Raw genomic sequence first — 16,076 nt, forward strand, 5'->3', positions numbered from 1 at the left:
TCACTCTTCTGGCAGCAGGTTCCATCGCGGATCGTTATCAGGCAACGCCACCAGCGGTTGCGACAGAGAGAGCGTGATCTCATTGGAAGAGACACGCTGCCCATCTTCATCCTCTACCACCACCGACAGACGCCAGCGATTCGTCGCCCCTTCACGGTCATCCCAGGCTGGCATTATCACGCTCCAGCCATCAGTGCTTTTGGCTTGTGCTGGTGCCGTCAGGCTCAGCGCCTGTGTCTCGCCCTGCCAGTGAAGCTGTCGAACCCCGTGAGTGCTGCGCACCTGCAGCTTCAGGTTCACGGTCTCACCCGGATGTAAATCCCACGGCGGCGTCGCCAGATACACCGACAGCGTTTTACGCTGACGGAACTCCATCACCGGCAGACTTGCCCGCTCCACGGCGTCATATCGACTGCCGCGCAACGAACGCGTTACCGCCACTTCGTCCGAAGACAGCTGTTTTTTCAACGGCACGCCGAAACGATAGTTGAGCTTCATCCCCAGATTATTCTGGCTGACGCCGCTCTCGCCCTGTTTATGGGCCGCAGAGAAAGTCAGCAGCGGAACCGGCGTGTAATCAAGCCCCAGATTGACCGCCATGGGATTGTGATATCCCGTCCCGCTGCGAAACAGATCGACGTTATCGCCGAAATACTGTTCAAAGCTGACGCTGGTGTTGAAATGGTGAAAGTACGGCACCCAGGCTTTGGCCGTTACGTCATAGCCGCGCGCCATTCGCTGCTCCTGCACGTCCGAGCTGTCGCGCCAGCTGGCGAAAGGCTGGTAGTAGTTTGCCGATAAACGCAGGTTTTCGCCCCAGACTTCTGCCCCCAGCCCGGCGCGCTGTAAATTCTCATCCAGCAGATTGTCGTAAAACGTGTTGTAACCCAGCAGCCATCTCCCCGCGACCCAACGCTGGCCAATTCCCGCATTGCTCACCAGTCCGTCGCTTTGTTGGGTCAGGCCAAGCTGACTCCAGCTCAGATAGCGATTATTGTCCTGCCACGGGATAAACCATCTGCCGCTGCTGCCGGTAAATTTGCCCTCGTCATCCACCAGCAAATCGACGCTGGCGTTCCCCCAGGGCGAAAGCCAGGATTCGATCTGCTGGTTGACCTCGCCGCTGACCGCATCACGGACTTTCCCGAATGCAAACTGACGAGCCTGTTCACCGGTGGTCAGGCCGTTATCGGTCATACTCGCCTCGCCAAAGGCTTTCGCCATCTCCGCCAGATGTTTTTCGCTTTCGCCCGTGGGGGTTGCCATGCCCAGATCCGGCAGGCTATCGCCATTGTTATCAAAGGGATTTTGCGCCTGTTGCACGAAGGAATTCGGCGCAGCGCAAACGCCTCCGGCCAGAAAAAGGAGGAGTAAAAACCGCGAGCGAAGATGGGGTGAAGCAACCATTAATGTCGTAACTGTGATCCAGATCTGACTTGAGAGCAGTCGTTACCTTAGCGTGTTATGGAATTTTTTGCAGCCTTATGGGGAATTTCAGGAATATCCTGAATCGCCGCGAGCCCCTCTTCACGTCATTCACAGCAATGAATTGGTCCATGTCAGTGCAAAACCGGCCGCTGCGTTTTTATCCGGCTGCACATCGTCGGATGCAGACAATACATCGCAATTACGCCACTTTCTGCTTCGCAGAGCATTCTGCAATCAGCCCCTTCAACTCCGGCACGCACGAGCCGCAATTCGTGCCGCAGCGCAGTTTCGCGCCCAGGGCCGCCGGGGAATGACATCCGTCCGCAATGGCTTCGCGAATGACCGTTTCACCGATCCCAAAACAGCTACAGATAATCCGCCCCTGCTCGACGCGTTCTCCAGCGGCGCGTCCTGCCAGCAGCGTATGACGCTCAACGAGACCAACCGGCGGATGGCTGAACGCCGGGACAACAGAGGAATGCGCCAGCTCGGGAAGCGTTGTTCCTTCCCAGTACCCCAGCATCAATTCACCGTGATGCCAGGCCAGCACGCTGCTCCGCTCGCTGGTCCGGGCGATGTGCAGTTGCCATCCGTGGGCGTTGCAGTGCGTCATTATCCAGTCCAGCAGCGGTTTATCACTTGCCAGCGTCAGATGCTCCACGCCCGCTGCGGCCTTACGCCACCAGTAAACAAACGCTGGAAGTTCAGGCAACGTGCGGGCGTAAAGTTCCCCCTGCCATCCCGGCTGCCAGGGCGTGATTCGCACCGCCGTCTGCTTGCTTTCCGGCTGCCCGGAATGAGGATCGCAGCGCCCTTCCACCAGCGCGTTCACTTTCCCCTGGCGGGCAAAACAGCCATTCCAGTGCATTGGCGCAAAAAGCTGTCCCTGCGGCTGTCCGGCGCAGATATGCACTCTGGCCACCATCACCCCGCGCGGGGAGCTCAGGCGTGCAAGATGCCCATCCTGCAACGCAAAACGAGCAGCATCGGCGACAGACACCTCCACCTGCGGCTCAGCAATGTGCTGCATCAGTCGGGCGACATACCCCGTGCGGGTCATGGTATGCCACTGATCACGAATTCGACCGCTGTTCAAAAGCAAAGGATAAAGCGCATCCGGCCTTGCGCCATGTATCTGCGGTTCAACCGCGACAATACGACGTTGCACCAGCGCTCCGGCAGGCCATTGATACGGTGGCAAATTATCCCACTGTTCGCGGGTTAACGTGACAAGGTCACGCAGGTTAAACGCCCGTGCCCCGTCGTTCTCAAATGCCGATAATGCGGCGTGCTCGCAGAAAATTTCCTGCGGGTGCTGCCAGCGAAATGCCTCGCCGTAGCCCAGCTGATGCGCCACCTGCGCGATGATCCACCAGTCCGGTTTAGCCTCACCCGGCGCCGCCAGAAAAGCGCGCTGGCGTGAGATGCGGCGTTCAGAGTTGGTCACCGTGCCATTTTTCTCTCCCCAGCCTAACGCCGGAAAACGAATATGCGCAAAGCGACTGGTATCGGTATCCCGCATCACTTCAGAGACGATCACCAGCGGACAGGCCGCCAGCGCCTGACACACGGCATGGCTATCCGGCAGCGACACCGCCGGGTTGGTGCCCATGATCCACACCGCTTTAACCTCACCGCGCGCTATCGCATCGAACAACTCAACGGCCATCAGCCCCGGCGTCTGCGCCAGACGTTCGGTTCCCCAGAAGCGTGCCACGCGCGAAAGATCGTCGGGTTCGAAATTCATATGCGCGGCCAGCTGGTTCGCCAGCCCGCCCACTTCGCGACCGCCCATCGCGTTTGGCTGTCCGGTCAACGAAAAGGGGCCACATCCCTCACGGGCAAATTTCCCGCTGGCCAGATGGACGTTAATAATGGCGTTACATTTGTCGCTACCGCTGGAAGATTGATTGATGCCCATGGTGTAGAGCGTGACGGCGCGCGGCGCGGTGATAAACGCGTGATAAAACGCGTTCACCTCCGTCACCGACAGACCACAAAACGCCGCCACGCGCTCGGCGGGCCAGCTTTCCCCACCCTGAATGCGTTCCAGTAACCCCACAAACAACCCCGCATCGCTTCCCGGCGTCAGGGCGAGATGCAGATCGGCAATATCGCAGGTCGCCGTGCGGCGCGGATCAATGACCACCACTTTCAGCGCCGGATTAGCCTGTCGCGCCTGCACCAGCCGCTGAAACAGCACCGGATGCGTCCATGCCGCATTCGACCCCACCAGCACCACCAGATCGGTGTTCTCTACATCCTCATAGCTGCACGGCACGATGTCTTCGCCGAACGCACGTTTATAGCCCGTCACCGCCGATGACATACACAGCCGCGAATTGGTGTCGATATTGGCCGCACCGATAAAGCCTTTCATCAGCTTATTGGCGGCGTAGTAGTCCTCCGTCAGAAGCTGGCCGGAGGCATAAAACGCCACAGCCTGTGGCCCATATGTGGCGATAATCTCGCGTAAGCGGCTGCCCGCTGCCGTCAGGGCCTGCGCCCAGTCAACCTCCTCATCATTCAGCATCGGACGCAGCAATCTCCCCTGCAAGCCCGTTGTCTCGCCGAGCGCCGAGCCTTTTACGCATAATCTGCCGTAATTGGCGGGATGCGTTTCATCGCCACGAACCCGCACTTCACCAGCTTCGACACTGGCCACCACGCCGCAGCCCACGCCACAATAAGGACAGGTTGTTCGGGTTTCTGTCATGATGCCTCCGCACGCAGGACCAGCTCTTCACTGCTGACCCACACTTTTCCGCCTTCGATTTTCGCCGGCCAGGCGCGGACGGCAGCTTCACCGGTCTCAAACTGCCGTCCGTCGCGCAGACGAATGCGCTGTTTATACAGCGGTGAGATCACCACCGGCTCTCCGCCTGCATCCCCCAGAATGCCGCGGGAAAGCACAGGTGCGTTGTTGCCGGGTTCCCGATCTTCCAGCGCATACACCGTCTTACCCACGCGAAAGAGCGCGATCTGCTGTTCGCCAAGGTGCGCGCCAATCCCCGCCTGCTCCGGGATCTCATCCACCGCGCAAATCTCCTGCCAGTGCTTTGCCCCGTGGCGCACAGGCGAGTTCACGCTGGTCCGGAACAGCGCCAGACGGTCCGGGTCAGCGAGAGTGGTTTGCCATTCGCACTGATACGTTTCGACGATCCGCGCCATCTCCTGTTCCAGCTCCTGCGCGATGCCGAGGCTGTCGTGGATAATCACCTCGCGCAGATAGTCGATCCCCCCTTCCAGATTGTCCATCCAGGTGCTGGTGCGCTGCAGACGATCGGCGGTGCGGATATAGAACATCAGGAAACGGTCGATCGTGCGCAGCAGGGTTTCGTCGTCCATGTCGCTGGCAAAGAGATCAGCATGACGCGGTTTCATCCCCCCGTTGCCGCACAGATATACATTCCAGCCCTTGTCGGTGGCGATGACGCCGACATCTTTGCTTTGCGCTTCGGCGCATTCGCGGGTGCAACCCGAGACCGCCATCTTGATTTTGTGCGGGGCTCGCAGGCCTTTGTAGCGGTGCTCCAGCGTCACCGCCAGACCGGTAGAATCCTGCACACCGTACCGGCACCAGGTGGAGCCCACGCAGGATTTCACCGTCCGCAGCGACTTGCCGTAAGCATGCCCGGTTTCAAAACCGGCCTCGATCAGCGCCTGCCAAATCTCGGGTAATTGGTCGAGCGTCGCGCCAAACAGATCGATCCTCTGTCCGCCCGTGATTTTGCTGTACAGCTGATAGCGCTTTGCAATTTGACCGATGGCGATCAGGCCGTCGGCGCTCACCTCGCCGGCCGGCATGCGCGGCACAATCGAGTAGGTTCCGTCTTTCTGGATATTGGCAAAGTAGCGGTCATTGGTGTCCTGCAGCGGCAGATGCGCGGGCTTGAGCAGATACTCATTCCAGCACGATGCCAGCACCGACCCCACCAGCGGTTTGCAGATTTCGCAGCCCTGCCCCTGGCCGTAACGGGCGATCAGCTGCTCAAAGGTGTGGATACGGTTAACGCGCACCAGGTGATAAATCTCCTGACGGGAGTACGGGAAATGTTCACAAATATCCTTTTTCACCTCCACACCCTGGGCTGCAAGCTGGAATTCCATCACCTGTTTGACCAGGGCGCTACAGCCGCCGCAGCCGGTCGCCGCTTTGGTGCACTGCTTAATCGCGCCTATCTCTGTCGCCCCGGCGCTGACCGCCTGGCAGATGTCGCGTTTACTGACGTTATGGCAGGAACAGATCTGCGCGCTGTCCGGCAATGCCGCCACACCCAGCGCTTTGGGCGTGCTACCCGTCGCGGCGGGCAGAATTAACGTTTCCGGTTCTTCCGGCAGGCTGATGCCGTTAAGCATCATCTGCACCAGCGTGGCGTATTCGCTGGCATCGCCCACCAGCACGCCGCCGAGCAGCGTTTTGCCGTCCTCGCTGACCACAATTTTTTTGTAGATCTGCTGCGGGCCGTGCGTCCACTGATAGCTTTGTGCCCCCGGTGTGCGGCCATGAGCATCACCAAACGAGGCAACATCCACGCCGAGCAACTTCAGTTTGGTGCTCATATCCGCACCGGAAAACGCCGATTCCTCTCCGGCCAGTATCGCCGCTGTCACCCGCGCCATCTGATATCCCGGCGCGACCAGGCCAAAAACCTTGCCTTCCCAGAGCGCACATTCGCCGATAGCAAAGACATCTTCATCCGAGGTGCGACAGTGATGATCGATACACACCCCGCCACGTTCCCCGACAGCCAGACCGCTACGGCGCGCCAGAGCATCCTGCGGGCGGATCCCGGCAGAAAACACCACCATATCGGTGGCGAGTTCGCCGCCATCGGCAAAACGCAGAACCAGGCCGTCATCGACGGTGGCAATCTCCGTGGTTGACTTGCTGGTATACACCCCGACGCCGAGCGCCTCGATCTTGCGACGCAGCATTGACGCGCCATCGTTATCCAGCTGAACGGCCATCAGATTCGGCGCAAACTCCACCACCGCGGTCTCCAGCCCGAGCTGGCGAAGCGCATTCGCTGCTTCCAGCCCCAGCAAACCACCGCCGATCACCACGCCGCGTCGTACATTCGCCGCATAAGCGGCAATATCGTCCAGATCGTCCAGCGTACGATAGACAAAGCAGCCGGCCTGTTCATGCCCGGGAACCGGCGGAACGAAAGGATATGAGCCCGTCGCCAGCACCAGTTTATCCCAGTGGGTTTCATGTCCGCTGGCGGTACGCACGAGGTGGCCGTCGCGATCGATATCGACGATCTGCCGGGATAAACGCAGCTCAATACCGTTTTCAGCAAAGAAATCCCCCTGCACCAGCGACAGTGACGCGGCGTCCCGGTCGGCGAAATATTGCGAAAGATGCACACGGTCGTAGGCCGCATGGCGCTCTTCGCCGAAGACGATAATGTGATAGTGCTGATGCAGATTGCGGCTGACGCAATTTTCGAGAAAATGATGGCTGACCATACCGTGCCCAACCACCACCAGAGTAGGTTTTGTCATAGCGTTCTGTCCTGCAACCTGCCGTTGCGAAGTGAATTGATCGAACAACCAGTCCGCCTGGGCGGGAACCGGCTTTGCCAGTAAATCGGTAAACGTCGCCGCACTGCGGCAATCGCCCATCAGCAGCACGCCCTTTAGCGTGCCGTGACGAATCAGTAAGCGGCGGTAATGGCGGGTGAGCGGATCCCATGACTGCCAGACCACATCCTCCGCCTCTCCCGTGGTGCATCCGGCGCTAAAAAGCTCAATGCCGGTCACCTTCAGGCGCATCCCGTTGTCGCAGGGTTCAAACACCTCCCCGGGCTGGCCCGCCAGACGCGCGGCCAGAATATCCGCCTGTGCCAGACACGGGGCGACCAGTCCCCACGTCTGGCCGTCCATTTCACAGCATTCCCCCACCGCGCTCACCCCGCGGTACGAGGTTTGCATCATGTTGTCCACCACGATGCCTTTATCGCAGGTCAGGCCGCTGGCCTTCGCCAGTGAGATATCAGGGATCACTCCGGTCGCCAGCACCACGCGAGTGGCCGCAATCTCTCGCCCGCCAGTCAGCGTGACGCTATGCGGCGTAATGGCCGAAATCCCCGATGCCAGCTCGCAGCCGATTCCGCGCTCGCTCAACGCTTCTTCGAGCAAGACGCCCGCCCGCTGGTCGATCTGCTGATCCATCAGCCACGGGCCGCGATGAACAATCGTGACGTTGTCACATGAATGGCGTAATGCCGCGGCCGCCTCAACGCCCAGCACGCCGCCCCCGAGTACCACCACTGGTCCCGTCGATGCCAGAATGGCGTTCACATCCCGCAGCGTGCGAAAGGTCAGGACGTGGCCGCTTTCGCTGCCGGGAATAGGCGGGACAACGGGACGCGAACCGGTGGCGAACACCAGTTCATCCCACGCCAGCCTGCGCGTCGCCGTCCGCACTTCACGCCCCTGGAGATCCACCGCCGTGACCCGTTCGCCACTGATCACCGTGACGCCCCGCTCCTGATACCAGCTCGCCTCGTGAAACCGCGTGGCCGCTGCGCTTTTTTCTCCGCCCAGCACCGGTGAGAGCTGGATGCGGTTGTACGCCGGTTCTGCCTCTTCTCCGATGACGGTGATGGTGAAGCGACCGGGAGCACGCCCGGTCAGCGACTCAATCAGCCGCGTTGCCGCCATACCGTTGCCAATAATCACCAGTCGCATGGCTGTCTCCCCGTCAGGCCGCTTTGGGCTGTTTTTCATAGAGGAAATGCAGGATTTGCTGACGCATATGGTGATAGCGCGCTTCGTCCGCCAGCTGCACACGGTTGCGGGGACGCGGCAGATCGACCTGTAAAATCTCCCCTACGGTCGCGGCGGGACCGTTGGTCATCATCAGGACACGGTCAGATAGCAGCACCGCTTCGTCCACATCGTGGGTGATCAGCACAATGGTGGTATTGAGCTCCTGCTGGATTTTCATCACCGAATCCTGAAGATGCGCACGAGTGAGGGCATCGAGCGCGCCAAACGGTTCATCCATCAGCAGCACTTTGGGTTTCATCGCCAGCGCACGGGCAATACCGACGCGCTGCTTCATCCCGCCGGAGATCTCTCCCGGGCGTTTGTGCAGCGCATGCCCCATCTGCACGCGGTCGAGGTTGTGTTCAATCCACTCCCTGCGTTCCGCTTTGCTCATGGTGCGGCGAAAAACCTGATCCACCGCCAGCGCCACGTTGTCGAAGCAGGTCAGCCACGGCAGCAGAGAGTGGTTTTGAAACACCACGGCACGTTCCGGACCGGGGCCGGCAATTTCGCGGTTATCACAAATCAGGCCGCCTTCCGTTGGCAGCGTGATCCCCGCAATCAGATTTAACAGCGTCGATTTGCCGCAGCCGGAGTGGCCAATCAGGCTGACGGTTTCACCTTCATGGATATCGAAAGAGACATTTTGCAGCGCCAGAAACTCGCCGCTGGCGGTAGAAAAACGCTGGCTCACGCCCTGGACCTGAATTAATGGTTTCATCTTCGCTCCTTATTTTTCCTGCCAGCTAAAGCGACGGGCGATCAGCATCAGCCCTTGCTCCAGCAGTAAGCCGACCACGCCAATAATGACGATGGCGATGAGAATGTTTTCGACGTTCAGGTTGTTCCACTCATTCCAGATCCAGAAGCCGATCCCTAAGCCTCCGGTGAGCATCTCGGCGGCGACAATCACCAGCCAGGCGATGCCGATAGAGAGGCGCACGCCGGTCAATACCGCCGGCAATACGGCAGGGAAAAGAATGCGCCGCATAATGGTCCATTCGGACAGCCGCAGGACGCGCGCCACGTTGAGATAATCCTCCGGGATCTGGCGCACGCCTTCGGCCGTATTGATCACCATCGGCCAGACAGAGCAGATAAAAATGGTCCAGCTTGAGGCAGGCTCCGCTTTTTGAAACAGCAGCAGGCCAATCGGCAGCCACGCCAGCGGGCTCACCGGGCGCAGCAGCGCGATCAGCGGCGTAAACATGCGGGATAAAAAGAGAAAGCGACCAATCAGAAAACCGAGCGGAATCCCGACCATCGCCGCCAGTCCAAAGCCTATTGCCACGCGCTGCAAAGAGGCGAGGACGTTCCAGCCGATCCCCATGTCATTTGGCCCGTCGCGATAAAACGGATCGGCAAACAGCGTGATGGCGGACTCCAGCGTGCTGTACGGCGTAGGAAAACCTTTACTGTTGATCGCCGCCAGTTGCCAGAGCATCACCAGCAGCCCCAGCCCGAGGAACGCCGGGATCGCTCGCTGCAACAGATCGTTCACGCGGCGGGTAAATGCCGGTGAACGACGGCGAACCTGAATGGGTGGCAATGGGATAACGTCGCCACTGGCGGGTTTTTCAACCCCTGTTTTGCGGTTTTGCATCTGTTTCATATCAAGCCCCTGTACGGTGAATGGCGAAGCGACGGGCATAGCCTTGCGGATCGGTGCCGTTCCAGACCGTGCCGTCCATCAAAGTACTGCTGCGCATCGGTGAGGCTGGCGCAGAGATCCCGCCGACTGCGGTTGCGGCATCCTGCCAGACGGCGGTCTGATTGATACGCCGGGCGATACCGGCATAATCCGGCTCGGTTTTTAACAGGCCCCAGCGGCGGAACTGGGTTAAGAACCACATTCCGTCGGAGTGCCACGGGTAGCTGACCGCGCCCTCATTGAAGAAGCGGATGGGATGGGCATCTTGCCAGCGCTGACCGATACCGTTGTCGTATTGGCCCAGCATCCGCCCGGTGAGATACTGCTCTTTGGTATTTAGCCACGCGCGTCGCGCCAGGATCTGCGCGGTTTCGCGTTTGTTCTCTTCTGAAGCATCAATCCAGCGCGCCGCCTCCATCACCGCCGCGACCAGCGCCCTGGCGGTGTGGGGGTTTTTCTCTACCCAGTCACGACGCGTGCCGAGGATTTTCTCCGGATGTTCAGGCCAGATGGACTGTGAAGTGGCGGCGGTAAATCCAATTCGGTCGTTAATGGCACGGGCATTCCACGGCTCGCCCACGCAAAAACCGACCATGTTGCCAATCCGCATGTTCATCACCATCTGCGGCGGCGGGACAACCACGGTGCGCACATCATCGAACGGGTTAATACCTGCGCTGGCGAGCCAGTAGTAGAGCCACATGGCGTGCGTGCCTGTCGGGAAGGTATGCGCAAAGCTGTAGGTTCCCGGAGCCTGCTGGTGGATCAGTTTTTTCAGACCGTCGATATCGCGTACGCCCTTGTCCAGCAGATCGTTGGATAGCGTAATCGCCTGGCCGTTGTGGTTGAGGGTCATCAGATTGGCCATCGGCTGCGTCTTGCCGGCGATGCCCAGCTCCAGCCCATACAACAGGCCATACAGAATGTGTGCGGCGTCCAGTTCACCGGCCACCAGCTTGTCGCGCACTGCCGCCCAGCTCGCCTCTTTGGTCGGCACAATGGTGATGCCATATTTCTTATCGAAGCCTTTCAGCGCCGCGATGGCGATGGGCGCGCAGTCGGTCAACGGAATGAATCCCACGCGAACCGTTTCTTGCTCCGGCTTATCGGAGCCTGCCGCCCACGCCGCCTGCATGACGCCAGGAAGCAGCATTGCGCCGCCCGCCAGCGCGCTTGCCTGTAAAAATCGCCGTCTCGTCCAGTCCACCATGCCCACTCCTGAAAAAAAGCCAAAAAAAAGCGCCCGACAATGCCGGAGCATTGCAGGACGCCTTTATCCCGAAACGATCGCACCGCCGTTGGCGCGTCGTCAAAAATGGTTAATCTGATATTGCAAAGAAGATGCCAGGTTTACCTGCCCGGCTCCCCGCTAAAAACGGGTTAAATGGCCGTTGTTCGCACCGCAAACAGGCACTAAATGCCCACCAATTGTGCATCTACTCCTTTGGTGTTACCTGCCAGAGGGTTTTCACCGTCAGCAGCGCGCGGGCGATATCGACCATCCGCTGATTCTTGTCCATCGCCATTTTTCGCAAGGCATACCACGCCTGATCTTCACTCATCTGTTGATGGGTCATGAGAATACTTTTTGCTTTGTCGATCAGCTTGCGCTCTTCCAGGGTATCGCGCAGAGAGGCCAGCTGGCGGGAGAGGAGTTCAATCTCACGCGCCTGCTGGCGCACCAGCGACAGCAACGGCTTTTCCGGCCAGCCTGCAAAGAGATCATCGTTGTCGTCGACGCCCATAAAGGGTTCATTGTCGGCATGAAGCCTCTCCTCCACGGCGGTCATGAGATCGGCAATCACGATCTCCTCCAGCGTGCGAAGATGCTCAAGACGCGTCGTTTGCAGGGCAAACCAGTTAAGGGCGGTGGCCCCCTGATCGGCGGCCGGTTGGCGGGTACAGGCGACTCGGCGCAGCTGCTCGGTTTGCGCATCCGCTAAACAGTGCCCGGTAAAAGTGGCTTGTACGTCAGGATTGACCCGCGACAAAAAGACATCAAAGCAGGCCTGCTGGGCATCAATGCGGTCAACCAAAGTCTGGCGCATCTCATCGCTAAAATGCCCCTGAGTGAATCCAATCGCTCCCAGCGCGCGCTCCTGACCGACCAGCTCTTTCCCCTGCATCAGGCTGTAAAGCGCCACAAAGCGACTCGCTATTTGCGGATCGTCAATGCTGTCGTTGAGCTGCGGGATGATACTGAGCAGATGGCGGAGCGTGCGGCTGTACTGCTCCATCGCCAGCCTGGCTTTGATGTTCTGCGATATCACGGCGTCGCGCAGGGCGCCCAGTTGCTCAAGATGGCTGAGAGCACTGGCAACACGTTCACAGACGGCACTGCCGGACAACGGTGAGGGTTGCGCCAGCGAAAAGTGAAACGCCGCCAGGCTTTCATCCGCCAGTGCCCGGCTGGCTCGGCACTCTGCGGCATAGAGTTGGCCTCCGGAGCAGAGCCAGATATTTGACGCCCCGCGCTCGCACTGTAGCATATGCGTCAGCGTGCTGATGGAACGCACCAGCGCACCGAGCCGGGCAAGATTACTGAATTGCTGTTGACGCATTTGCCTTGCGCGCGCAATCCATTCGGCCGCGCCCGGTGGACTTTCAACGTTGATGGTCATGCTTTCTCTCCCGGATCCCATTATCCGTAGAAGTAAGCAATTACCGTGCCCCTTTACCTGTCAGGAGTCAGAAATGCAGAAAATCGTTATCGTCGCCAACGGGGCGGCCTATGGAAGCGAATCACTTTTTAACAGCCTGCGACTCGCTATCGCCCTGCGTGAACAGCCAGGCGAGCTGGAGCTGCGGCTGTTTCTGATGTCAGATGCGGTCACCGCCGGTCTGAAAGGGCAGAAGCCCGCGGAAGGCTACAACATTCAGCAGATGCTGGAGATCCTTACCACGCAGGATGTCCCGGTGAAGCTGTGTAAAACCTGCACCGACGGGCGCGGCATCACCGCCCTGCCGCTTATTGACGGCGTCGAAATTGGTACGCTGGTTGAACTGGCAGAGTGGACCCTGGCCGCCGATAAAGTATTAACTTTTTAATAATAAAGCCGCGGAAATATTATTTTCTTATGGACGCGGTTGCAGCATCAAGTTCCCTGCCGGGTTGCCGATAGGCATCTTAAGTCAACTCAGCAGGTATCAAGCGTATGTTAAGGTCAATTCGTGCTCGTATTATCGCCGTGACGACAGGTTGTCTGATCGTCGCCCTTCTTCTTAACACTGTGATTAACTTCCAGGTAACGCGCCAGGATAACCAGCAGTCGCAGCGCGATATCCTTGCCAGTACCAGTGCCAGCCATAATCTGGCCATCGCCGACTGGGTTAACAGCAAACTGACGGTGATTGCGTCCGCCCAGTCCGTTGCGTTGAGCGACGATCCGGTTCCGGTCTTTAAACAGCTGGCACAGGCGGGCGGTTTCACCAACGTCTACGTCGGCTATGCCAGCAAAACGGCAAAATTCTCGGATCCGGCGGGTGTACCCGCTGATTATGATCCCACCGTCCGCCCGTGGTATCAGCAGGTGGTCAGCGCTGATGCTCCCGTTGTAACCGCACCCTACGTGGATGCAGGGACCGGTAAGCTGGTGGTGACCTTTGCCGTTCCGGTTAAAGAGAACGGCGCGTTGAAAGCGGTCGTTGCCGGTGATGTGGCGATGGACAGCGTGGTCGCTAACGTGCGCGGCATCCATCCGACGCCGGCCAGCAGCGGTTTGCTGATTGACCGCGATGGCACGATTATCGCGGCTAACGATCCGGCGCTGACGCTGAAACCCTTCAATGAGGCCATCACAGGGGTCGATCTTAGTGAGCTGAAAAACGGCCACGAGCTTAACGGCGCGATCGGCGGCGCGGAGAAAACCTTTGTCGCCACCCCCGTCGCGGGCACCCACTGGCTGTTGCTCGTGGCGCTCGACAGTGACGATGCCACCTCCGGAATGCGTTCCTTGCTGAAAGCATCGGCACTGTCGCTGGTGATTCTGGTGCTGCTCAGCGGCGCAATTGTCCATTTCCTGATTGCGCGATTGCTTAAACGTCTGTCGAACATTCGCGACGCTATGCACGCTATCGCGAACGGGACTAACGATCTGTCCCGCCGCCTGCCTGAAAGCGGCCAGGATGAAGTCGCCGAAATTGCACACGCTTTTAACGCCTTTAGCGACAAGCTCGCCACCGTGATGGTGCAGTTACGCGATGCCAGCTCCTCGGTGAAAAACGCCGCACAAGAAATTGCCGCCGGCAACCACGATCTCTCCGGGCGCACCGAGCAGGCCGCCTCCAGCCTGCGCGAAACCGCCAGCGCCGTCGAGCAAATTACCGCTTCGGTGACGCAGTCCACCGAGTCCGCAGCCGAGGCGAACGATCAGGCGAGCAAAGCTTCTGCCGCCGCCTCGCGCGGGGGTGAAGTGGTGTCTCAGGCCATCAGCACCATGCAGTCCATCGAAGTGGCGTCGGCAAAAATTGGCGATATTACCAGCGTCATCGACGGCATCGCGTTCCAGACCAATATCCTGGCGCTTAACGCCGCGGTGGAAGCCGCGCGCGCCGGTGAACAGGGGCGCGGATTCGCGGTTGTCGCCGGTGAGGTGCGCAGCCTCGCCAGTCGCAGCGCACAGGCGGCCAAAGAGATTAAAACGCTGATCGATTCGACCGCCGACAGCGTGGCTACCGGTTCACGCTACGTGCATCTGGCGGGGGAAAGCATGGATGAGATCCGCTCGACCATCGGCAGCGTGTCAGGGATTATGCGTGAAATTACCATCGCCACCAGCGAGCAGATGAAAGGCATTCACGAGATTAACCATGCCGTGACACATCTCGACAGGATGGTGCAGCAGAACGCCGAACTGGTGGTGGAATCCGCCGCCGCGGCCAGCGCCCTGCAAAGTCAGGCGGGCGACCTTGCTGAAACGGCAGGACATTTCCGCATTTAATTTTCTTGCGGCGCGTGTTTGCCTGGTCAAATACGCGCCAGCTGAACCCTTTCAGGCATTTTGTCATTTTTGTTTAAACGTTATGCCATTTTTTGATCAAAATCAGCATCTCTCCCCTTCCCCTTTGGTGTTATGCCATGAGTGAATTGTGAACAACATCACGCTCAGGATTAACCGCAGGGAGAGCGTTATTTTCGGACGATGGGGTAAAAAATGGCACTGGTGAAAACAAGTTTGAAATTGTTTGGCGGGGATACGGTGGTGGTGCGTTGCTCAGAGCGCTGTCATATTCATTTGATGAGCGCAAAAGCGCAGAAAAGCACGCAGGCCGATATTTTGAGTGTGCAGGATAAAGATAATGCGTGGTTGACCGTGCCCTATACCGGCACCTGGGATGTGCTGATCGACAGCCACAGCCAGTCGCTGGAACACTCCGTCAGCTACGTCGCTGCGTAAGTCGCAATCTCGCCCGGCTGCATCGCGCACCGGGCGTTTTTTATCAGGCCACGCCCCGGCGCAATGGCGCATCCTGGGGGGCTTCCTCGGTCAGAGATTTAACCTTCGCCACCAGTTCGTTCAGGCATTCATCCTGCATCCCTAAACGCGTGAGCTCCTGATCCAGTGAGAACAGGTACTGTGCATTAGTTCCCAGCGGGCCGCTGGCGGCAGCAATTAATGGCGCAATCACCTGCGTTCGGGTGTCCGATTCGTACAGCGGATGGCGCGGGTCCATAATGAACACCAGCGCATTCACGGTGCGTCCGTCGTCCAGCTCAAGCTTGCACCAGCTCGGCATATAGCAGCCGGTGATCATTTCACGCTTCCACAGCAACGACAGCTCGTCCTGAAGCGTTTCGTCAGGCAGACGATAGGCCACACCGGTGGTGCGCCCGCCCTCTTTTAGTGCAAGCATTCGCCCGGGTTGACAGGCGCTACCGCGTCCGGCGGTCAGGCGCAGACAAAAGGCGCGGTGCCAGCCAGGGAGCGTACCCGTTGCGGATTCCTCATACTCCAGCGCCGGATTCCACATCAGCGAACCATAACCAAATATCCATACCGGGCCTTCATCCGGGCGACAGGCAATGGTCGCGGCAAGCGACGCAGCACGTTGTTCAGCCGACCAGAGAAGCGATTCCTCAATAGCGCCAAATGCTGTTTTACAATCTGCCTTCATTAAGAAATCACGCGTTAACACTTTCCACCTCCGCCACTGCATGCTTCCTTGCGACATCTTTTAGCGCCTTCCCGGCATATTCGTTGACTGCTCATTTTGACAG

At 59.0% G+C, this 16,076-nt stretch carries 11 protein-coding genes; 3 read left to right on the forward strand and 8 right to left on the reverse strand.

Annotation, left to right across the window (positions count from 1 at the left end):
• The 7 genes from SOM82_RS11620 to nasR form a co-directional block, all read right to left on the reverse strand.
• The gene (locus SOM82_RS11620; RefSeq protein ID WP_320461111.1) at positions 1–1,407 is read right to left on the reverse strand and encodes a YchO/YchP family invasin; all 1,407 of its coding nucleotides are present in this window, start codon (positions 1,405–1,407) and stop codon (positions 1–3) included.
• 220 nt (positions 1,408–1,627) lie between these two features.
• Positions 1,628–4,144 (reverse strand): nitrate reductase, encoded by a 2,517-nt coding sequence (locus SOM82_RS11625; RefSeq protein WP_320461110.1) that lies wholly within the window; start codon positions 4,142–4,144, stop codon positions 1,628–1,630.
• Entirely contained in the window at positions 4,141–8,127 is a 3,987-nt protein-coding gene (gene nirB / locus SOM82_RS11630) for a nitrite reductase large subunit NirB (RefSeq protein WP_320461109.1), read from the reverse strand. Before nirB ends, SOM82_RS11625 begins: the two co-directional genes overlap by 4 nt.
• Positions 8,128–8,140: 13 nt before the next feature.
• Positions 8,141–8,929: an ABC transporter ATP-binding protein gene (locus SOM82_RS11635; RefSeq protein ID WP_154125690.1), complete on the reverse strand. Its 789-nt coding sequence runs from the start codon at positions 8,927–8,929 to the stop codon at positions 8,141–8,143.
• Positions 8,930–8,938: 9 nt separating this feature from the next.
• On the reverse strand, positions 8,939–9,820 hold the full coding sequence (ntrB, locus tag SOM82_RS11640; protein ID WP_320461108.1) for a nitrate ABC transporter permease: 882 nt from the start codon (positions 9,818–9,820) through the stop codon (positions 8,939–8,941).
• A gap of 1 nt (position 9,821) precedes the next feature.
• The gene (locus tag SOM82_RS11645; RefSeq protein WP_320461107.1) at positions 9,822–11,069 is read right to left on the reverse strand and encodes a CmpA/NrtA family ABC transporter substrate-binding protein; all 1,248 of its coding nucleotides are present in this window, start codon (positions 11,067–11,069) and stop codon (positions 9,822–9,824) included.
• A 226-nt stretch (positions 11,070–11,295) separates the two neighbouring features.
• The gene (gene nasR / locus SOM82_RS11650; RefSeq protein ID WP_320461106.1) at positions 11,296–12,480 is read right to left on the reverse strand and encodes a nitrate regulatory protein NasR; all 1,185 of its coding nucleotides are present in this window, start codon (positions 12,478–12,480) and stop codon (positions 11,296–11,298) included.
• A gap of 73 nt (positions 12,481–12,553) precedes the next feature.
• Between nasR and SOM82_RS11655 the strand changes: the two genes are divergently transcribed.
• The 3 genes from SOM82_RS11655 to SOM82_RS11665 all read left to right on the forward strand — a co-directional run bounded on the left by SOM82_RS11655 (position 12,554) and on the right by SOM82_RS11665 (position 15,255).
• Entirely contained in the window at positions 12,554–12,907 is a 354-nt protein-coding gene (locus SOM82_RS11655; RefSeq protein ID WP_320461105.1) for a DsrE/DsrF/TusD sulfur relay family protein, read from the forward strand.
• Positions 12,908–13,014: 107 nt separating this feature from the next.
• Complete coding sequence (locus SOM82_RS11660; RefSeq protein WP_320461104.1) at positions 13,015–14,799, forward strand: methyl-accepting chemotaxis protein; 1,785 nt, start codon at positions 13,015–13,017, stop codon at positions 14,797–14,799.
• Positions 14,800–15,012: 213 nt separating this feature from the next.
• Positions 15,013–15,255: a DUF1883 domain-containing protein gene (locus SOM82_RS11665; protein ID WP_154125696.1), complete on the forward strand. Its 243-nt coding sequence runs from the start codon at positions 15,013–15,015 to the stop codon at positions 15,253–15,255.
• A 43-nt stretch (positions 15,256–15,298) separates the two neighbouring features.
• On the opposite strand, the gene SOM82_RS11670 is transcribed toward SOM82_RS11665, so the two are convergent.
• Positions 15,299–15,994, reverse strand: a complete 696-nt coding sequence (locus SOM82_RS11670; protein WP_320461103.1) for a gamma-glutamylcyclotransferase — start codon at positions 15,992–15,994, stop codon at positions 15,299–15,301.
• Between the last annotated feature and the right edge of the window lie 82 nt (positions 15,995–16,076).

The sequence above is a fragment of the Lelliottia sp. CFBP8978 genome (genome assembly GCF_034046055.2).
Taxonomy (GTDB): Bacteria; Pseudomonadota; Gammaproteobacteria; order Enterobacterales; family Enterobacteriaceae; genus Enterobacter.